Annotated in this window: 21 protein-coding genes; 12 read left to right on the top strand and 9 right to left on the bottom strand. The window is 33.8% G+C overall.

From position 1 onward, the window contains the following. The first annotated feature begins 113 nt into the window (after positions 1-113). Complete coding sequence (locus E0W73_RS00900) at positions 114-1,178, top strand: glycosyltransferase family 9 protein (RefSeq protein WP_135220207.1); 1,065 nt, start codon at positions 114-116, stop codon at positions 1,176-1,178. 14 nt (positions 1,179-1,192) lie between these two features. After that, complete coding sequence (locus tag E0W73_RS00895) at positions 1,193-1,966, top strand: glycosyltransferase family 2 protein (RefSeq protein ID WP_135220206.1); 774 nt, start codon at positions 1,193-1,195, stop codon at positions 1,964-1,966. On the opposite strand, the gene E0W73_RS00890 is transcribed toward E0W73_RS00895, so the two are convergent. Then, positions 1,947-2,711 (bottom strand): Kdo domain containing protein, encoded by a 765-nt coding sequence (locus E0W73_RS00890; RefSeq protein ID WP_135220205.1) that lies wholly within the window; start codon positions 2,709-2,711, stop codon positions 1,947-1,949. The two genes, E0W73_RS00895 and E0W73_RS00890, sit on opposite strands and share 20 nt — an antisense overlap. An 81-nt stretch (positions 2,712-2,792) precedes the next feature. Here E0W73_RS00890 and E0W73_RS00885 point away from each other — a divergent pair, with 81 nt between their 5' ends. Further along, the gene (locus E0W73_RS00885) at positions 2,793-3,866 is read left to right on the top strand and encodes a glycosyltransferase family 4 protein (protein ID WP_135220204.1); all 1,074 of its coding nucleotides are present in this window, start codon (positions 2,793-2,795) and stop codon (positions 3,864-3,866) included. 68 nt (positions 3,867-3,934) lie between these two features. Here E0W73_RS00885 and E0W73_RS00880 read toward each other — a convergent pair whose 3' ends face one another. The 3 genes from E0W73_RS00880 to E0W73_RS00870 all read right to left on the bottom strand — a co-directional run bounded on the left by E0W73_RS00880 (position 3,935) and on the right by E0W73_RS00870 (position 6,851). After that, complete coding sequence (locus tag E0W73_RS00880) at positions 3,935-4,801, bottom strand: hypothetical protein (protein ID WP_135220203.1); 867 nt, start codon at positions 4,799-4,801, stop codon at positions 3,935-3,937. 28 nt (positions 4,802-4,829) lie between these two features. Next, the gene (locus E0W73_RS00875; protein WP_135220202.1) at positions 4,830-5,657 is read right to left on the bottom strand and encodes a glycosyltransferase family 2 protein; all 828 of its coding nucleotides are present in this window, start codon (positions 5,655-5,657) and stop codon (positions 4,830-4,832) included. Between the two features lie 72 nt (positions 5,658-5,729). Continuing rightward, complete coding sequence (locus tag E0W73_RS00870) at positions 5,730-6,851, bottom strand: glycosyltransferase family 4 protein (protein WP_135220201.1); 1,122 nt, start codon at positions 6,849-6,851, stop codon at positions 5,730-5,732. 220 nt (positions 6,852-7,071) lie between these two features. On the opposite strand from E0W73_RS00870, the gene E0W73_RS00865 reads away from it, so the two are divergent. Continuing rightward, the gene (locus tag E0W73_RS00865) at positions 7,072-7,656 is read left to right on the top strand and encodes an L-threonylcarbamoyladenylate synthase (protein WP_135220200.1); all 585 of its coding nucleotides are present in this window, start codon (positions 7,072-7,074) and stop codon (positions 7,654-7,656) included. A gap of 137 nt (positions 7,657-7,793) precedes the next feature. On the opposite strand, the gene E0W73_RS00860 is transcribed toward E0W73_RS00865, so the two are convergent. Further along, positions 7,794-8,918 carry a cysteine desulfurase family protein gene (locus E0W73_RS00860; RefSeq protein WP_135220199.1) on the bottom strand — a complete coding sequence of 375 codons (1,125 nt, stop codon included), beginning with the start codon at positions 8,916-8,918 and terminating at the stop codon, positions 7,794-7,796. Between the two features lie 87 nt (positions 8,919-9,005). Between E0W73_RS00860 and E0W73_RS00855 the strand changes: the two genes are divergently transcribed. Next, positions 9,006-9,986 (top strand): hypothetical protein, encoded by a 981-nt coding sequence (locus E0W73_RS00855; RefSeq protein ID WP_135220198.1) that lies wholly within the window; start codon positions 9,006-9,008, stop codon positions 9,984-9,986. A gap of 139 nt (positions 9,987-10,125) precedes the next feature. Here E0W73_RS00855 and E0W73_RS00850 read toward each other — a convergent pair whose 3' ends face one another. After that, positions 10,126-10,677: a Smr/MutS family protein gene (locus tag E0W73_RS00850; RefSeq protein ID WP_135220197.1), complete on the bottom strand. Its 552-nt coding sequence runs from the start codon at positions 10,675-10,677 to the stop codon at positions 10,126-10,128. Between the two features lies 1 nt (position 10,678). Beyond that, a complete protein-coding gene (locus tag E0W73_RS21335) occupies positions 10,679-10,852 on the bottom strand; it encodes a hypothetical protein (RefSeq protein WP_162847643.1) in 174 nt (57 codons plus the stop codon). A 106-nt stretch (positions 10,853-10,958) separates the two neighbouring features. Between E0W73_RS21335 and E0W73_RS00845 the strand changes: the two genes are divergently transcribed. Continuing rightward, complete coding sequence (locus tag E0W73_RS00845; protein ID WP_135220196.1) at positions 10,959-11,240, top strand: DUF2752 domain-containing protein; 282 nt, start codon at positions 10,959-10,961, stop codon at positions 11,238-11,240. A gap of 104 nt (positions 11,241-11,344) precedes the next feature. Here the strand turns inward: E0W73_RS00845 and E0W73_RS00840 are convergent, their stop codons facing one another. Beyond that, a complete protein-coding gene (locus E0W73_RS00840; protein WP_135220195.1) occupies positions 11,345-12,046 on the bottom strand; it encodes a DUF1003 domain-containing protein in 702 nt (233 codons plus the stop codon). Positions 12,047-12,238: 192 nt separating this feature from the next. Between E0W73_RS00840 and E0W73_RS00835 the strand changes: the two genes are divergently transcribed. From E0W73_RS00835 to E0W73_RS00805, 6 genes are all read left to right on the top strand, one after another. Next, the gene (locus E0W73_RS00835) at positions 12,239-13,030 is read left to right on the top strand and encodes a serine O-acetyltransferase (protein WP_135220194.1); all 792 of its coding nucleotides are present in this window, start codon (positions 12,239-12,241) and stop codon (positions 13,028-13,030) included. A gap of 1 nt (position 13,031) precedes the next feature. Next, on the top strand, positions 13,032-13,919 hold the full coding sequence (gene cysM, locus E0W73_RS00830) for a cysteine synthase CysM (RefSeq protein WP_135220193.1): 888 nt from the start codon (positions 13,032-13,034) through the stop codon (positions 13,917-13,919). Positions 13,920-14,042: 123 nt separating this feature from the next. After that, positions 14,043-15,029 (top strand): aldo/keto reductase, encoded by a 987-nt coding sequence (locus E0W73_RS00825; RefSeq protein WP_135220192.1) that lies wholly within the window; start codon positions 14,043-14,045, stop codon positions 15,027-15,029. Between the two features lie 119 nt (positions 15,030-15,148). Next, entirely contained in the window at positions 15,149-15,562 is a 414-nt protein-coding gene (locus tag E0W73_RS00820; protein WP_135220191.1) for a hypothetical protein, read from the top strand. A gap of 16 nt (positions 15,563-15,578) precedes the next feature. Further along, complete coding sequence (locus E0W73_RS00815) at positions 15,579-15,980, top strand: hypothetical protein (protein ID WP_135220190.1); 402 nt, start codon at positions 15,579-15,581, stop codon at positions 15,978-15,980. Between the two features lie 403 nt (positions 15,981-16,383). Next, positions 16,384-17,439: a hypothetical protein gene (locus E0W73_RS00805; protein ID WP_135220189.1), complete on the top strand. Its 1,056-nt coding sequence runs from the start codon at positions 16,384-16,386 to the stop codon at positions 17,437-17,439. A 72-nt stretch (positions 17,440-17,511) separates the two neighbouring features. Here the strand turns inward: E0W73_RS00805 and E0W73_RS00800 are convergent, their stop codons facing one another. After that, positions 17,512-18,390 (bottom strand): sensor histidine kinase, encoded by an 879-nt coding sequence (locus tag E0W73_RS00800; RefSeq protein WP_244248408.1) that lies wholly within the window; start codon positions 18,388-18,390, stop codon positions 17,512-17,514. Positions 18,391-18,662 lie beyond the last annotated feature (272 nt).

Below are 18,662 nucleotides of genomic sequence, written 5' to 3'. Positions count from 1 at the left end.
TATTAACCACAAAAGTAAAACTTTTTTAATTAGTTCAATTGCAATCTGCAAATACTGCGTGCTCTTTATAAAATAGTTTGTAATTTAGCCTTTAAATTGAACTTTAAAAATAAATGAGAATATTAGTAATTCAACAAAAAAGAATTGGAGACGTATTAACCAGTACAATAATCTGCAACAACCTAAAAGCGAAGTTCCCTGATTCGGTAATCGACTATATGTGTTATCCCAATTCTGTTGATGTGCTAAAAGAAAACCCAAATATTGACAATATTGTTCCGATGACCAATAAAATCAGGAAGTCGACTCTTGGGTTCATTAAATTTATTTTTGAGATTCGAAGAAAAAAATATGATGCGGTAATCGATGTCTACAGCAAATTAGGGACCAACTTAATCACGTTTTTTTCTGGTGCAAAGTATAAAGTATCGTATCATAAATGGTACTCTAATATTTTCTACAATTACAGTTACGAGAGATTTGACGCCATTAAATCAGAACATGGCTTGGCAATAGAGAATAGACTGTTATTACTGAAACCTTTTTTTTCTGAGAAGATAACGAATGTGAAACCGAAAATCTTTTTAAAAGAATCTGAAATAACAGAGGCGAAAAACCTTTTGAACAGCTACAACATCGATCCCGAGAAGCCGTTAATTATGTTTGGAATTTTAGGAAGCGAACACTACAAAACCTATCCGCTAGAAGGAATGGCAAAGATTATTGATTTTACAGTAGCTAAAACAAACGCAACTATTCTCTTTAATTATATTCCGAATCAAAAAGAACAAGCTCTAGAAGTTTATAATCATTGTGCAGAAGAAACAAAAAAACATATTGTCTTTGATTTGTATGCTACCGATCTTCGAAAATTTTTAGCTTTACTTTCGCAATGCGAAATGTTGATTGGAAATGAAGGAGGTGCTGTAAATATGGCAAAGGCCCTAGAAGTTCCGACTTTTTCTATTTTTACTCCATCTGTTAGAAAAGAAACTTGGCAGATATTCGAAAATGAAGCAAAAAACGCTTCAATACACTTAAAAGATTTAAAACCAGAAATCTACGAAAAGCATACTGAGCAATACATCAAAGAACATACTTTTGAATATTATGCTGAATATCCGCTGCAATTGATTTTAAAGAAATTAGAAACCTATTTTCAGGAATACAAAAACTGAAAAGCCAAAATCGAATGAATACTATTCAGAAGCAGCAAATATCTGTATTAATAATTACGTTCAATGAAGAGCGTTTTATTAAGGAACTGCTCGATGATATTGATTTTGCTGATGAAATCATTATAGTTGATTCTTTTAGCAACGACAGAACTGTAGAAATAATCGAATCTTTTCCGGCTGTAAAACTAATTCAACATAAATTTACAGATTATTCTTCTCAACGAAATTTTGCTTTAAAAGAGGCAAAAAACGACTGGGTTTTGTTTATTGATGCCGACGAACGCATAACGCCAGCTCTCAAAAAAGAAATTGAGATTGCCGCAAATAGCAACAACAACGTTAGCGCCTACTTGGTTTACCGAACCTTTATGTTTAAAAACCGTAAGCTACGCTTTAGCGGTTGGCAAACAGACAAAATTTTCAGGCTTTTTAAGAAAAACGACTGCTTTTACAGCAAAGACAGAATGGTGCATGAAAAGTTACTTGTAAACGGAAATACTGCCGTATTAAAAAACAAGCTCATTCATTACTCCTATTCAAATTACAATGATTATAAACTAAAAATGTACAATTACGGCATTTTTAAGGCAAATGAAAAATTTAAGAAAAAACACAACAAATCTAAATTTCTTTTGTTTTTGCATCCAACTTATACATTTTTATATCAGTTTATAATCAGATTTGGTTTTTTGGATGGTGCAAGAGGAATTGTTATTTGTTACCTCAATGCCTATAGCGTGTATGTTCGTTATAAAGAACTGAACCGTATTATTTCTTCCAGAATTTGAGTTTCTTCTTTAAACGTTTTTTTCTATAAAATTTTTCTTGAAAGGCTGCAGTTAACTGCCACATGCTTTTAAAAATTTCTTCTTCTGAGCGTTCTTTGTAGAATTTTGAATATTCGTTGCTCATCACCTTCACCATGTCTTCATAAGGAGTTAGACGGCTGAAGTTTACCATTCGCTGCTCAAAACTCATACTTTGGTGAAAAATCATTCTGTTTAAATCGACCAGAAAAAATTCGTAGTTACTGCCTGTTTTTTTGATTAAGGTATTTCCTGGAGAATGGTCTAAAAATTCAACTCCTTTTTCATGAAGGCCAAATGTAAATCTGGTAAACTGTCTGAGGATATTTTCTCTATCCGGATAATCGGGAATTTCTACCAATTCTCTATAGGTCAGTTCGGTTATCAAATGTTCGCTTACATAATAACTGTTTTTTAGTCCTAAGAAACTAAAATTTTCGAGGTAAGCAACTGGCTGAGGCGTGCCTATTCCTTTTTCTAACAAGGTAACCGCATATTCAAAAGAACGCTGTGCCTTTGATTTTCTGAAATAACGATACGCAATCTTATTGATCAGATTCGGAATCTTAAATGATTTTATATTAATCGTTTTTCCTTGAAAATCAAAAAGTTTTATTTTATTGCGGTCGCCGTTGCCAAAAAGTTCACCAGAGGTTTCGAAATTTTTGATAGTTTCAAGTATAGAGGCCGAATGATTTTCGAAAAGAGGATTTACCTTAAAGTTCATCAGTTGTTTTTTATAAACAACAAAAATACATATACGATTTAACACTTCAAATTATTATTGTATTTTCGTAAAAAAACAAAAATGTCATCGAAGAGTATTTTTCTTGAAACACATAATATAAACAACAGAGCGGCCGGTTTAGGAACTTTTAATTATGAATTAATTAAAGGGTTGTCTTCTTTGGATTTTAAAAATTATGAATTAACACTTAATACTTCTCATCCTGAACTCCTTAAAGAAGAATTTAAGGATAAATTCAAATATCATCGCTATAGCACACTTTCTAGGCATTCACTGTTTAGAATCAGAAAAAAATACGATTTATGGCATTCTGTAAATCAGAATACAAAAGTAGAGCCTTATTACTGCAACAAATATTTGCTCACCATTCATGATGTGCATTTTATAGACGAGGTTTCTCCAGACCCGGAGCATAGACTGAACAAGCTTTTTTGCGCCAAGCTTCAAAAATCGACTGCAATAACCTATATCTCAGAATTTGCAAAAGCGGAGACACATAAATATTTTAATGTGCCTGATGTGCCAGAATATGTTATTTATAATGGGAATCCTGTCTCTACGCTCATCGACACTTCTCTATTTTTGCCGAATGTTCCTGTAGACAGACCGTTTTTTTATACAATCGGAGATTTTCTGCACAGAAAAAATTACGAAGCGCTTGTCAATATGATGAAATTAATAACAGATTTTAATCTCATCATTTCGGGAAACAACAATAAAAAATATGGCGAAGAAATTCAGAAACTAATTATTGACAACGGACTGTCTAGTCGGGTTTTCCTTACCGGAAAAGTAAATGAAGAAGGAAAACAGTTTTTCATGAAAAATTGTACAGCTTTCCTATTTCCGTCTATCCGCGAAGGTTTCGGCCTTCCTCCTATCGAGGCCATGAGCTTTGGCAAACCAGTTTTTTTAGCCAATAGAACATCTCTTCCTGAAATTGGCGGCAATGCTGCAACTTATTGGGATAACTTTGATCCGGAATATATGAAAAATATAGTTTTTGAAGGACTACATGATTATGAAATCAATAAAGCAGAAAGGCAAGCAATTATAAGAGAACGAGCTGCTTCTTTTGACTGGAAAAAATCGGCAACTGAATATTTAGATGTGTATCAGAAAATACTAGGATAAAAAACCTTTATACAAAAAGAGGATAAAGTTGGAAAGCCAATTTTATCCTCTTTAGTTTTTAAAACAGTTTATTTTTTAAATAAAAACTTGAACCATTGTCCGAAGTTTTTTCCCGCCAGATAAATTTTCGGAATTCGAAGTACTTTTGAACTGATGATAAACTCTTTGATTTCTTTAAGATTTGTACTCGGAAAATAATTAAGCCTCTTCCATCTTTCGGGCTCTATATAGTAAAAGTTTCGCAAGTCTTTATAATTGTTCTCATTAACCTTTATCCACTTATTTAAGAAATCCGGATTTACTTGGCGTTTATGTCCCCAGTTTTCGAGCTTAAAACGTAATTCTTCTTCTGTTCTCGATAAGGATTCATGCAGAATAATATTATCGGTATAAATAACTCTTGCCTTTGTTCTTCGCGCGCAGGTATAATTTGGATAATTTGTCGCAAAAACAGCTTTCATAGGCTTATCAACATACAAAATTCCTTTCTCGGTGTATTTATACAAGATAATCCAAAAAGCAGCTATCTGTATTTTATTCTTTTCTGGGTTATCGAGATAATGATCGAATTTTCTTAGGTCGGCAACAAACTTTTCAAAATCATAAAAATATTCATCGCTATCTACCTGAATCAACCAGTTGCCGATTCCCATTTTCAAAGAAAGCAAATGACGTTCACGAGAATCCATATCAATTTCAGTCATTGATGGAATATAGAAATTATCTCGATAAATTTCGATTTTGTTGTCAACGTCAAATTCTTTCAACCATTCAAAAAAGGTAGGGTCAACGTCGAATTTATTTCCTGACCAGGTCAAATAATTTTCATCAATAGCAATAAAAATCCTATCGGAAGCATTGTAAACAGGTGGTATTGACAACTTTAGTTTTTCATAATCATGTGAAAACAAAAAGCCTACATGGATTTTTTTCATATAATTTTTATACTCGGTATATTATTTATCAAATTTGTTTTTGTTCTCTTTTTGGCAAAAATAGCAATAATAAATTTATAAAAGCCTTCAATAATTTCCAGGCTATTTTATAATTTTTAATATGTTGAAATTGCAAAAAGCGCTTAGAATTTAAAACGTCAACTTCTTTATAATCGTCTACTATGGCTGGAAAATATTTTAGAAATGTCTGCCTTTTTTCTTGCTCATACAAGTCTTTAAATTTAGGATTTGAAGAAATTCCTGTAAAATCATAGACTGCAATCGTATTCTTTAAATACTTATACGGAACATTTTGATGGCAGATTGTGTAAACAAAAAACTCCCAATCTGAAGCTATTCTGTAATTTTCGTTATAATAAAAATAGTCATTAAAAAGCCTTCTTCTAATAAACGTTGACTGATGATTTATAGAACTGGTGTAAAAGAAAGAAAAGCTCAATTTTTCGGTATAGGTTTTTAATCTTTTGGAGTTTCCTTTTTGTTTATAATTGTCGCCATAATAAATATCATAATCCGCAGTTAGGCTCTCTGCATTATCTTCCAGCACAGTATTGTTATAAAAACAATCACCTCCGTTCATAAAAATGACAAACTCTGCAGACGAAGCCATTATTCCTTTATTCATGGCATGAAAAACACCATTGTCTTTCTCGCTTACCCAATAAGAAATTTTATGTTTGTACTGTTCTATGACTTCTTTGCTTCCGTCGGTGCTGCCACCATCTATAACGATAAATTCAAAATCATTATAAGACTGCTTGGTGACGCTGTCCAAAGTTTTCTTGAGACCCTCCCTGTCATTATAATTTACAGTTATTACAGCTATTTTTGGCATTTATTAAGTTGTTATATTTTCCTAAACCATTATTTCTACACTACGCAATAAAATTCCCTCTTATAGAGTCAATTAAATTAATGCTTTTTTATAAACATTCAAACATTCTTCTGCGGCCTGTTCCCAATTAAATTGACGAACTCGCTGCAATCCTTTTGCCGCATAGTCGTCTCGAACAGCTGGATTCTGAATTATATTATTAATTTTAGCTGTTAAATCTCTGTTGTCATTAATGTCAAAATAGATCCCTGCCTCACCAGCAACTTCTGGAAATGAGCTGTGATTTCCTAAAACCACAGGGCAACCACAAGCCATAGATTCTAACACTGGGATTCCGAAACCTTCATAAAGCGACGGAAATACGAAACATTTTGCATTTTTATAAAAACTGCCAAGAGCCTTTTCATCAAAATCTTTTTGAATAATCTGTTTTTCGAGATTCAGGCTTTTGACAAATTCTATTTCGTTCTTGCTGAATTCTTTACCTCCAGCGCAAACCAGATACAGCTCAGGATTGTCTTTTAAAATTTCCTTTATAGCCTGAACCAAAAAATCAAAATTCTTGTAATTTGCTCTAGATCCCACATACAAAATATAATTTTCAGGAAGATCAATTACTGCGTCATTATTGATTTTTATTGAGCTTCCATGATAGACGACATCGATTTTAGACTCTTCTAAATGGGGATAAAATTTCAGAATGTCTTTTTTGGTATTCTCAGAAACGGCAATAATGCGTGTCGCTTTTTCGATTAGAAATAATTTCTTTTCTGCTACTTCGGGTGCATCAGAAAAATATTGTGGCAAAAGTTCGTGAATCATATCATAAACAGTCAAAACAAATGGTTTATGATTAAGGTCTTTTAAAAAATAAGAATCGTAATATGTTGGAACAAAAATGTCAAAATCTTGTTTTGAGAGCTTTTTTTTGATTTGCGCCCAGTTCCGTTTCTTGATTTTTTTTCGAATGCTGACACCCACCTTTTCCAAAAGATATAACCCCAAAACATTAATGCTTTTTTTATTCTTAGTTAAGACACTTTCATTGAAGTAGACATTACGTGTGTAAACCAATGGTATCGCAATTTCTACATCTTTTCGTTGAGATAAAACAGAAAATATTTCGGTATAATATCTGGAAATGCCTCCATACTGCTGCATATCAAAAGCCTGCGAATCCAGTATAATTTTCATGTCTTTTTTTAGTTTTTGTTGGGTAAAACAAAGATAGCTTATTTCTGAAATGCCGCAACTTTAAGTGATTTTTTACCTTATTTAATTATTTTATTAAGAATAACACACCGCTACAGCTGCATAACTTAACATGATTTTAAACATAATAGAAAAACAGTAACAATTTTATAAAACTGATAAAAAATAATACCTTTGAAGTCTTTAAAAAATATACTGCAAAATGGCCGAAAATTCTAGTTCTTTACTAAATCAGGAAATCCTAAACGCCTACGAAGTTATAAAAGAGGGCGGCATTATACTTTATCCGACAGATACCGTTTGGGGAATTGGATGCGATGCTACAAATCCTGATGCTGTTGCTAAAATTTACAAACTTAAACAGCGTGCTGAAACGCAGAGCATGATTGTTTTGATGAATGGAGAAAAAATGATGTATAATGTCTTCAAAAATATTCCTGAAGTGGCGTGGCAGATTTTGGACTTATCTGAAAAACCTACCACTTTAATTTTGGATGACGCAAGAAACGTAGCGCATAATGTTATTTCAGCAGACAAATCTCTTGGGGTCCGGTTGGTAAAAGAACCGTTTTGCTATAAATTGATGGAAAGAATGAAAAAGCCCTTAGTTTCTACTTCTGCAAATATTTCGGGACAACCGACTCCCATGTCCTTCAAAGAAATTAATCCCGAAATCATTAAAGGGGTTGATTATGTAGTGAAGCTAAATCAAGACAAAGTTGCCGGAAAACCATCAACTATCATTAAACTAACAAACGATTCTCAGGTAAAAATAATCCGAAAATAGATTTTAGATTTTACAAAAAAAAAGTCCGAATCAAATTAAAATTTGATTCGGACTTTTTTTTTGTATTTATCACTGTGTCACTTTGTTACTCTGTCACTTTGCAACTTAGAATCTTAGAATCTCAAAGCCTCTGTAACTCAAAAACTCTTCAAGCTCTCAATCAGCCAGTCTATATCCTCTTTGGTATTATAATGACTAAAGGAAATTCGGAGGTTGGGCAGTTTCAAATCATCTTCTGAAAGCATTTCTTTTAAAACATGCGAAGGTCTGATGCTTCCCGACTGGCACGCGCTTCCTCTAGAAACGGCAATTCCTTTCATATCAAGATTGAACAGAAGCATGGAAGTCTTATCTGATGAAAACGGAAGTATGATATTGATAATATTGTAAAAATCATCTGCTTTTCCATTAATTCTGAAATTCGGAAAATGAATCTCTAATTGCCCGATAAGATACCTCTTTAAATCTGAAATATAGTCTCTCTCTTCGTTTAGGTTTTCATATGAAATAGCCAAAGCTTTCGCCATACCGGCTATTTGATGAACTGCTTCGGTTCCGGCTCGAAGGCCTTTTTCTTGCTCTCCGCCAAAAAACAATGGTTGCAACCCAGAATTTTTTCGAATAAATGCAAAACCTACTCCTTTAGGTCCGTGAAACTTATGAGCACTTGCCGCTATAAAATCTACTGCAGCTTTTTGTAGATCAATTTCTGTCTTACCAACAGATTGTACCGTATCTGAGTGAAACAATGCATTGTACTGGCCACAGATTGTGCTCACGCGTTCAAGATCTAAAACCGCCCCCGTTTCATTATTAACATGCATCAGACTCACCAAAGTCTTTTTAGCATCAGATAAGATATTAGACAAATGAGTAAGATCGAGACTTCCGTCTGCATTTACTTTTACATATTCAACTTCAATATTATATTCCTCCTGCAAAGCCCAAACGGTATGCAATACGGCATGATGCTCAATTCTAGACGTAATTATGCGTTCGACTTTAAGATCTTCAACAGCCGAACGCAGAATCCAGTTATCTGCTTCGGTACCGCCAGATGTAAATAGAATTTCTTGTGCAGTACAGTTAAAATGCTTTGCGATGCTTTTTCTGGAAAGTTCTAAAATAGTTCTAGCATTGCGTCCGAAACTATGTGGAGAAGACGGATTGCCAAAATCCTCGGCCATTATTTTGGCCATTTCCTGAATAACTTCAGGACGAATGGATGTTGTAGAAGCGTTGTCGAGATATACTTTTTTCATTGTCGCAAAGTTAAGAAATATCAATTGTGAAAACTTAAATATCATTTGGCAATTTTTTCACTATTTTTGACGGAAATTAAAATTACGATGAAAAAATTCACATACCTCCTATTGTTTGCCCTAATGTTAAACGGCTGTGATGATGGAGATCTGACTGTAGATCAAATAGATTTTGAAAGTGTCAACTCTCAAAGCTGTACACTAAACGAAAATTTAATCTACAAACTTAAAAATCAGGAAGCACTATTATTACAATTAGTAGAAAATGCTGGAATTATAGAAGACGACAGCACATACAAGTATAACATTGAACCAGGTGGAAAAGGAAATTATCGCGTAGTATACAGAGCTTATGACGGCACCGTAGCCACCGATAACATCTGTGGCACAATTCCGCCAAGCACACCAAAAGTCTCAGAAGAATGGTTGGCTACCTCTGGTGTAATCAATATAACTTCAAAACAAAAAACTTCTGCACCTGCCCAAGACGGAAGTACTAAAATTGAAGGCTATAACCACAGCATCAATTTTACTAATATCACATTTTTACTTCCATCAGGAAAGGAACAAACCTATCCGACATATCCGTTTGGAAACCTCTCAAGTACCTTATCGATCCCTGCGAGTTTAGTATTTGCTACTCCCGAGACTGCTTATAAATGTGATGACCAAAATCGCGTGTATAATTTTACTACCTCATTTTTTATAATGATTGATAATATTAGTCCTGATTTACTTAAAAATGAAGTTACTCCTTTAGGAAGCCCAAGAAGACAACTAGTAGGCACCACAACCAATAGAGTTGTTTACCGAACAGTGAAGGAAAGTACAGGCTCATTTAGTCGTGCATATTTCTGCAACGGAACATCATTTCCAAGCACTCCTGGAATTGATTTGGATTTTACTGCCGATAGCGGCGTAGAAGGTCAAAGCGGTATTATTGAAGTGGTAACAGAAGAAGTTGCTGGAGTTTTCTATCACACCATTACATTAAAAGCTGTTAAGATGAGAAAAGGAAACAGTTCTTTTTCACTTCCAACCAACTTTCTTCTCGGAAAAATATCTTAAAAAAACAAAGCGGCTAGACCCTTTTATTTTCTTACAAAAAACATCCGTTTTTTCAGACTGGTTTTAACTTCAAACCTATCTCAAAAAACGGATGTTTTTTATTTTCTTAAAATTCATTTTTACAGCAACAGAAAAAACATTATTTATTACTCTGCCTAAAATAAACTTCAGTTGCACCCAAACCATATTTCTGATAATTGGCATCCTGAAAATCGATTCCGTCGTATCTACCTAATAAAAAATCCAGCTCGGCTTTTAAAACTCCTTCGCCGACTCCGTGAATAAAAACAATTTTCGGAATGCGATTTCGAATCGCAAATTCGATGTGTCTTTTAGCGGTTTCAGTTTGTAATGTCAAAATATCAAAATTAGACATACCGCGTTTATTGGGCACGAGTTTTTCGATATGCAAATCAAATTCGGGCACTCCTGCATCACGTTTTTCTTTTCGTTCTTTTACGAAACTTCTCGGTTTTGGCTCTATCTTATCCTTTGAAGCTTCATTTAAATCAATTCTTTTAATAGAATTCATTAAATCACTGGTTTCTTGAATTTTAATCAATTCATTGACAAAAAATGTCATCATAAATCCGTCTTCGCTTTCTATCAAAACTTCATTGTTTTTAACAGAAACTACTGTCCCGTTTATCGCCTCGTCAAGCACCGATACTTTATCTCCTTTGGTCAACATCCTACTCTTCTTTATCTTGATTTTTACTTGGTGTTTTTGCGCTAAGTTGCATCATTCCATACATGAAAACCACAATGGCGATAATCATAATATAGATATTTTTTTCTTCTGAAACCTGCTCATAAAGCGCTACAGAAATGGCCAGAATCATTATTAAAATTTTAAAAGCTTTCATAAATCTCAAAGTTTAAAAGTCAAAAATATAAAACTTTAAAGTAGCAGTAACTACCTCAAAAAATGATTGTCGATTTTTTTTGCTAAAATTGCAGAAAAGAAGCGAGATGAATTTAGAGAAATACATGATTCCATGCCTGTTCAAAAAACTGTTTGGTTTTGAGTGTCTGGGCTGTGGTTTTCAGCGATCGGTTTTCTTACTTTTTAAAGGAGATTTTTTGGGCGCTTTTAAGATGTATCCGGCAATCTTTACTTCGTTATTTTTTTTAGTATTCGCTGCATTTCATTTTTTTAACAAATCTAAAAAACATCAAAAACTATTCTGGCAGGTCGCTTTTGTAAATCTAGCTTTTATGATTGGCGGTTACATTTACAAACATTTCATTTAATAATTGGTCTTATTTTTCTCCCGCAGATTTTGCAGATAATGCAGATTCTATTGTAATGAAAAATGAAGCAGATTTTTAAAATTATTCCATTTAATATGCTCTGATTATTTTTTGATTTGATTGAGAATATCATTCATCATTTCGATCTGTACTTTCTGAATTTCGATTAATTCCTGTTGCTGATGCATGATCAAATGATCGATTTTATCGTGGATCATCCTGATTTCCAGTTCAGATTTCAAATTAATCATATAGTCTTTTTTGGCTCGATTTCGGTCTTTTTCTTCCTGACGGTTCTGACTCATCATGATAACCGGAGCTTGAAGCGCCGCAATGCAGGATAAAATAAGATTTAAGAGAATGAAAGGATACGGATCAAAACCTTTATTCATAAAAATATAAACATTTGACGAAATCCATACGGTTATAAAGACCACGAACGAAATTATAAATGTCCAGCTTCCTCCAAAATCTGCCACCTTATCAGCCACTCTTTGTCCAAAATTTCGAACATCTTCGTCGTCTTCAGCAATTGTCACTATTGATTTGTCGTCTTTGAGAGAAGAAATAACATTTTTTTCGAGATCAGAGAGCGCTCCAATTTCCATCGAAAGATAATTGGATATGTATTTCTGGCGGTAAACATTCAGTTCGTTCACAGCAATACAGTCTTCATCTTTAAAGTCGGGAAAATCTTCCTTAATCAATCCTAAAACTGGATCATGTATTGCTTTGCCGTAGATTTTTTCATTTTCATCAAAATGCTGTCCCGAAATAGCGCTTTTAAAAGTTGGATTGTTTTTCATTTTAATTGAATTTACAAGCTAATTTAAACAAATAAAAGCTTCAAAATCGATAAAAAACACGTTGCTTTCGAAATCGTTTTTTTATCACAAATGAGCATTTTTACAGAAAATTTCTTTAGTTAATTCGTGCTCGTATTTCCAAAAAACACCTTACTTTTAACGTTTCAAAATTATTCATTCATTTTTACCATTGTGACAAAAGACACTATCATACAAAATATCAAGGCTTTAAAAAGCTATTCTCATATAAATTACGGCATCAAAACCAAAACAGAAGATTTTACAGAAAAGCTTTTTTACACCCTTTTTGATTCAAATGCGAATCTAGAAGAAAGTATAGACGAACTTGAAATATGCTTTAAGGAAATTGCCGTTTTAGCATGCAAAAAACCTCAGAATTTATGCGAATCCATCTGGGATCGTTTTTTAGAGAAACTTCCTGGGGTTCTAGAGAAGCTAAATCAGGATGCTGAATACATTTTAGAAAATGATCCAGCCTCAAACAGCATAGAAGAAGTCTATCTTGGTTATCCCGGATTTTATGCCATTGCTATTTACAGACTAAGCCATGAGCTGTATCTTTTAGATTTGCTTTTATTCTCGAGGCTTATGAGCGAATATGCGCATAGGATTACGGGAACAGATATTCACGCCGGTGCAGATATTGCATCACCTTTTTTCATCGACCATGCAACGGGAATTGTCATTGGCGAAACTACCGTAATAAAAAAACATGTAAAAATCTATCAAGGAGTTACACTGGGAGCTTTGAGTGTAAGCAAGGAAATGAAGAATGCTAAAAGACATCCAACTGTTGAAGCCAATGTATGCATATATGCTAATGCTACTATACTTGGAGGAGGAACTATTATTGGCGAAAACAGCATTATTGGAGGAAACTCTTGGGTTACAAAATCGATACCTGCCGATTCTATTGTGCTCAACACCACTACGACCGAAGTTAAAATAAAAGAAAAAAAATAAAATGAAACCACAGAAATTATTAAACCTGATTGGAAATACTCCGCTGATGGAAACAGTCAATCTGGTTCAAAATAAAAATGTAAAACTTTTACTGAAACTTGAAGGAAATAATCCTGGAGGAAGCGTAAAAGATCGTGCGGCTTATAACATGATTGCGGCAGCACTTGAAAGAGGCGATATTAAGAAAGGAGATAAATTAATTGAAGCGACAAGCGGTAATACCGGAATTGCCCTTGCAATGATTGCGCAATTGTTTGGTATAGAAATCGAATTGGTTCTTCCAGAAGATTCTACAAAGGAAAGAACACAGACCATGCGTGCCTACGGCGCAACGGTTATTTTGACTCCTGCAGCAGAAGGTATTATCGGATCAAGAGATTATGCCGATAAAAAAGTGGCTCAAGGCGGTTATCTGATGCTGAATCAGTTTGCGAATGATGACAACTGGAAGGCGCATTACAAAACAACGGGTCCTGAAATCTGGAACGATACCGAAGGAACCGTAACTCACTTTGTTTCGGCTATGGGAACTACAGGAACAATTATCGGCACTTCGACATTTTTGAAAGAAAAAAATCCGAACGTGCAGATTATTGGAGCACAGCCGAGCGACGGCTCTCAGATTCCTGGAATCCGAAAATGGCCTCAGGAATATCTCCCAAAAATATTTGACGCTTCAAAAGTGGATACTGTGATAGATGTAAGCGAAGAAGAAGCACGCAAAATGACCAAAAGACTGGCTCTAGAAGAAGGCGTTTTTGCCGGAATGAGCAGCGGAGGCTCTGTTGCAGTAGCAGTAAAAATAGCAGAAAAATTAGAATCTGGAGTTATAGTAGCTGTAATCTGCGACCGAGGAGATCGTTATTTGTCTTCGGATTTATTTGATTAAAAAAGAGACAAAGTTGCAAAGAGACAAAGTAACAAAGGTTTCTAAATTGAGTAAAAAACTTTAAATCAACAAAGACCTTTGTTACTTTGTCTCTTTGAGCCTTTGTAACTAAAAAGAAAAAAAATGAACTACAGAAAACTAGGAAAAACAAATTTTACTATATCCGAAATCTCGCTGGGAACTTGGCAGGTTGGCGGAAAATGGGGATCGGGTTTTGATGACAAAACCGCTGATGAACTTTTGAATACCGCAATTGACAACGGCGTTAATTTTATTGATACAGCCGATGTTTATGAAAACGGACTAAGCGAAACCGCAGTTGGAAGAGTCGTTCGTTCTCGTTCTGAGCGCATTTTTGTAGCTACAAAATGCGGGAGACAGATTAATCCGCATGTAAATGAAGGCTATACGCCAAAAGTTCTTCAGAAATTTGTCGAAGACAGTTTAAAAAGAACTGGTTTAGAAACTTTAGATTTGATTCAGTTGCACTGTCCGCCGACAGAAGTATATTATCGTCCTGAAATTTTTGAACTTTTTGATAAATTAAAAGATCAAGGAAAAATCCTAAATCTGGGCGTAAGTGTCGAAAAAGTCGAAGAAGCCTTAAAAGCAATCGAATATTCGAATGTGACAACGGTTCAGATTATTTTTAATTTGTTCCGCCAGCGTCCTTCAGAATTGTTTTTCTCAGAAGCAAAAAAGAAAGATATCGGCATCATTGCAAGAGTTCCTCTCGCAAGCGGACTTCTAACTGGCAAATTTGATTCCAAAACAATATTTGAAGTTCAAGACCACAGAAACTTTAATCGAAACGGAGAAGCTTTTGATAAAGGCGAGACCTTCTCTGGAATTGATTACGAACTTGGACTAAAGGCAATTGAAGCTTTAAAAGCATTAGTCCCCGGAACTGATAACCTAGCTCCTATCGCATTGCAATGGATTTTAAGTTTTAACGAAGTCAGTTGCATTATTCCGGGAGCTTCAAAAACCGATCATGTTTTATCGAATTTATCCGTTTATGATAGTCCGCCATTAACTTCAGAACAAATTTCGGAAATGAATAAAATTTATGAAAAACTCATAAAACCGGCTGTTCATCAGCTTTGGTAATCTTTTTTTAAAGCTTCTCAACTCCTAAATCTAAAGTTGTGAAGCTTTTTTTTCTTTTCAGACGCAACCAATTGCTTATCAATGCATCTGTAATATAACTAACCTTTAAATCATAACCAATGAAAAAACTAGGTATAATTATATTCTTAGGTGCCTTTTTTGCTATTACCTCCTGTAGCAACGACCGCGAAACCACACAGCAAGAAGATTTTGACAAACTCAACAAAATGCACCAAGAACTGCGAGAGCTTTCTCAGGTTGACAACTATAGCTGTACTGACCCGAAAGAATGGACATTCGTAAAAATAGGCGACAAATGTGGTGGCGAAGAAAACATACTTTATTCTAAAAAAATAAATACCGAAGCGTTTCTAACGAAAGCAAATCTTTATCGCAAATACTTTGAAAGATACAAAAAGAAGTGGGGGTTTATGTGTGGCGCTTATTTAATATATTGGGGCCCGCCTTCGGGAATCGAATGTTACGAGAACAAACCACGGTTTGTATACGCAAAACAATTTCAGACGAATTAACCAACCTTAATAAACCATGAAAAAACTAAGTATTTTATTATTTGCAGTCGTAACCACTTTTACTTCTTGCAGCAATGACGATGACACAACACAAGAAGAAGATACTGCTAAACTGTCTAAAATGCACGCCGAATTGGTCGTACTCTCAGGTCAGGAAACGCAAACCTGTACCAATCCAGATGAGTGGACCTATACAACATTGTCAAACTCATGCGGAGGACAATTTTTTTTGTATTCAAAAAAAATAAATAAAGAGCAATTTTTAAAAAAAGTACAACAATACAATGAATCTTCTCGAGCTTATACAATAAAATGGAGTATTTTCTGCGCTGAATTTTCAGTATCTCCAGCAATACCACCAACAATAGAATGTGTTGATGGGAAACCCAAATTTGTTTATAATCATAATTTACACTAAACAATTTCTATAAGTCAAAATAAAAAAAGGTTATGATTTAGCAAAATCACAACCTTTTTTTATTTTCTGACACAAAAATTAAACATCAAATTCGATCTTAAACTCAGCGCCTTTATTTTTTCCTTCGCTTGCAGCGCTTAAACGGCCTTTGTTTCTTTCGATAATTTTTTTGCAGAGATACAACCCGATTCCGGTTGAAGTCCATTTACACGAATAAAGACATGTTTTAGTTTTTACACGAAATTACTTAAAAAATACTCTAATTGACTTTTTTTGATTTTGCTCCAAAAAAAGAATCTTTAAAATATCAATTTAATAAAAATAAATATTTTTACTACAAATAAACAAAACTAAATAAGTTAATTTTTATATTTATAATTCTAAAAAAATTAACTTATATCCTATGAAAAAAATTAATGTTTTATTAAGCTTATGTCTATTCATCCTATTGTTTTCCTGCGGAGAGGATGATTCTAATGAAATCTCCACTGGTACAAAATCTTCATCAACCTCAAAATTTATAAATTTAGATGAATTAAAAAACGACAATAGTACATATTTACAATTTCAACAACTTCAACTTCAATTAGATAACTTACGAAATTCAGAGCTTTTTGGTGACACATTTATTTTTCTTATCAACACAGATAAAATTTTACAAATCAATCATGATAAATCTACTACCCTAACATTTCCAATTTATAGATCTGAAAACAGTCAATATGTTGAAAATCTCGTCCTCCAAATAAATGCAGATGGATCAAATGCCTCTTATTTAGTCAAATACAATCTAACAAATTCTGATATAACACAAATTAGCAGTAATAATGAAGATATAAATTTGACTAATAAAACACAGGTAACGAATTTAAGCGACTTAACCAAATTAATAAATTCAAAACTAAAAAGTAGTGCTAAAACAATTATACAGGCAAAAAACAAATGTTATGAATTCGTGAAAAAGAAAGAAGTTGTAGGACAACATTTGGTCCTCTCTTATGATTTTATTGAAGTAAATTGCTTAGATGCCCCAGATACGTCAGTACCTTTCACTATAATAGACCCTAACACACTTCCCTCAATAATTCCAAATGTAACCCACCAAGCTCCAGAAAATCCTTATGACTACATGGGACAACCCTATACATTAGGTTATGATTTTTCATCATACCCAGTTTTGGATGACCCTATAGAGGAGAACAATATTCAAGCACGTATGTTCTTTGATAGACTAACTACAAATATGCGTAAATGGGTACTAGCCAACTCAGGTTTGTATGATAAGATTTTAATTAAACTTACTGCAGAAAATTGGGATATGAATTATCAATTGTTCGCTATAAATGTAATTGGTCAAATAACAGATTTCCACATTCAACATTGGGCAGACATTAATCCTCCACATGAAGAAGAAATTTTCAATATACTGTTAGCAGGCGGAAAAATTACAAATGATTAATTCGTTGATGAAACAACAAGTTAAACCATAGTTTTAATTAGGCAAAACTATGGTTTAGCTCTTTATTAAATATTAAACATCAAATTCAATCTTAAACTCAGCGCCTTTATTTTTACCTTCGCTTGCAGCGCTTAAACGGCCTTTGTTTCTTTCGATAATTTTTTTGCAGAGATACAACCCGATTCCGGTTGAAGTTTCATTTGCAGTTCCTAAACGGCTCATTTTAGTGAATTTCTTAAACAATTCCTCAATTTGATGCTTGTCAAAACCAATACCTGAATCTGTCACTGTAATAACCAGAGATGAATCTTCAGTATAAATCCTTACTTTTATTTCGCTGTCAAAATAAGAAAACTTAACAGCATTGCTTATCAAGTTAACTAAAACCTGAATCAGCAATCCTTCGTCTATTTTTAGAAGTGCTTCCTGAGCTTCAACAACTATAGTCAGTCTAATATTTTTGTCCAAAAGACGTTGTTCCAGCTGCTCATTTATAAAAGGAATAATACTGCCAAAGGTAATTATCCTTGACTCGGTACTAACCTTTGCCACTTCTTGATCCTGTTCATTCAAAAGTTTGATGAAGTTTTCGATATAGCGAAACTGAAGATCGGTCGATTCACAGATTAGTTCCGCGAGATTTCGTATAGATTCAGGCGGATTTTCGCTTATAATCAATTTAGCAAGTCCATTCGGATTTCCTGCAAAGTTTTTCAAATCGTGCGAAAGCATATAAATGAGGTCCTGCTTTTCGTTGATAAAACTTTCGGCCTCAAAAATAGATTCCTGAATATTGCATAAAAGAAGCCCCGCCTCATCTGTATATTCTGTTGGCAAAACCGATAATTTTCTGGAATTTCTATAATCGTTTAAAGCTTTAGAAGCAGTCTGGATAGGCTTTATCAAGCGGTTTAACACCAAAAGTGTAATTGCCGTGGCGAGAAGCGTCATTATTAACGAAAAAACCAAAATAGATGTTGGCGAAATACTGTGCTTGTAATATAAAACGAAGAATAAAATTCCGATAAGGGGGATATGAATACCTATAAATGCTACAAAAAGGAATTTGAAAGCGTAACTTTTTTTTAAAAAGCCGATTTGTGAAAGTTTATGATACAACTTCATAAAATACGTCAATAGTAGGTTAAAATTGTAACTTTTTGGATTTATTACAAAACAAAGGTAAGTTATAAAGTTAATTAAACCACTATTTTAAATAATTT

Origin of the sequence: Flavobacterium foetidum, from assembly GCF_004634245.1 — a bacterium.
GTDB lineage: Bacteria > Bacteroidota > Bacteroidia > Flavobacteriales > Flavobacteriaceae > Flavobacterium > Flavobacterium foetidum.
Note: the sequence above shows the minus strand (reverse complement) of the source record. Positions and strands in the feature narration are given on the sequence as shown.

Excerpts from the sequence above, each read along its gene's own strand:
- E0W73_RS00900 (WP_135220207.1), top strand. The coding sequence starts at position 114 with ATGAGAATATTAGTAATTCAACAAAAAAGAATTGGAGACGTATTAACC.
- E0W73_RS00885 (WP_135220204.1), top strand. The coding sequence starts at position 2,793 with ATGTCATCGAAGAGTATTTTTCTTGAAACACATAATATAAACAACAGA.
- E0W73_RS00845 (WP_135220196.1), top strand. The coding sequence starts at position 10,959 with ATGAATTTAGAGAAATACATGATTCCATGCCTGTTCAAAAAACTGTTT.
- cysM (WP_135220193.1), top strand. The coding sequence starts at position 13,032 with ATGAAACCACAGAAATTATTAAACCTGATTGGAAATACTCCGCTGATG.
- E0W73_RS21335 (WP_162847643.1), bottom strand. The coding sequence starts at position 10,852 with ATGAAAGCTTTTAAAATTTTAATAATGATTCTGGCCATTTCTGTAGCG.
- E0W73_RS00855 (WP_135220198.1), top strand. The coding sequence starts at position 9,006 with ATGAAAAAATTCACATACCTCCTATTGTTTGCCCTAATGTTAAACGGC.
- E0W73_RS00875 (WP_135220202.1), bottom strand. The coding sequence starts at position 5,657 with ATGCCAAAAATAGCTGTAATAACTGTAAATTATAATGACAGGGAGGGT.
- E0W73_RS00850 (WP_135220197.1), bottom strand. The coding sequence starts at position 10,677 with ATGTTGACCAAAGGAGATAAAGTATCGGTGCTTGACGAGGCGATAAAC.
- E0W73_RS00820 (WP_135220191.1), top strand. The coding sequence starts at position 15,149 with ATGAAAAAACTAGGTATAATTATATTCTTAGGTGCCTTTTTTGCTATT.
- E0W73_RS00800 (WP_244248408.1), bottom strand. The coding sequence starts at position 18,390 with ATGACGCTTCTCGCCACGGCAATTACACTTTTGGTGTTAAACCGCTTG.
- E0W73_RS00825 (WP_135220192.1), top strand. The coding sequence starts at position 14,043 with ATGAACTACAGAAAACTAGGAAAAACAAATTTTACTATATCCGAAATC.
- E0W73_RS00890 (WP_135220205.1), bottom strand. The coding sequence starts at position 2,711 with ATGAACTTTAAGGTAAATCCTCTTTTCGAAAATCATTCGGCCTCTATA.
- E0W73_RS00870 (WP_135220201.1), bottom strand. The coding sequence starts at position 6,851 with ATGAAAATTATACTGGATTCGCAGGCTTTTGATATGCAGCAGTATGGA.
- E0W73_RS00805 (WP_135220189.1), top strand. The coding sequence starts at position 16,384 with ATGAAAAAAATTAATGTTTTATTAAGCTTATGTCTATTCATCCTATTG.
- E0W73_RS00860 (WP_135220199.1), bottom strand. The coding sequence starts at position 8,918 with ATGAAAAAAGTATATCTCGACAACGCTTCTACAACATCCATTCGTCCT.
- E0W73_RS00815 (WP_135220190.1), top strand. The coding sequence starts at position 15,579 with ATGAAAAAACTAAGTATTTTATTATTTGCAGTCGTAACCACTTTTACT.
- E0W73_RS00840 (WP_135220195.1), bottom strand. The coding sequence starts at position 12,046 with ATGAAAAACAATCCAACTTTTAAAAGCGCTATTTCGGGACAGCATTTT.
- E0W73_RS00865 (WP_135220200.1), top strand. The coding sequence starts at position 7,072 with ATGGCCGAAAATTCTAGTTCTTTACTAAATCAGGAAATCCTAAACGCC.
- E0W73_RS00895 (WP_135220206.1), top strand. The coding sequence starts at position 1,193 with ATGAATACTATTCAGAAGCAGCAAATATCTGTATTAATAATTACGTTC.
- E0W73_RS00880 (WP_135220203.1), bottom strand. The coding sequence starts at position 4,801 with ATGAAAAAAATCCATGTAGGCTTTTTGTTTTCACATGATTATGAAAAA.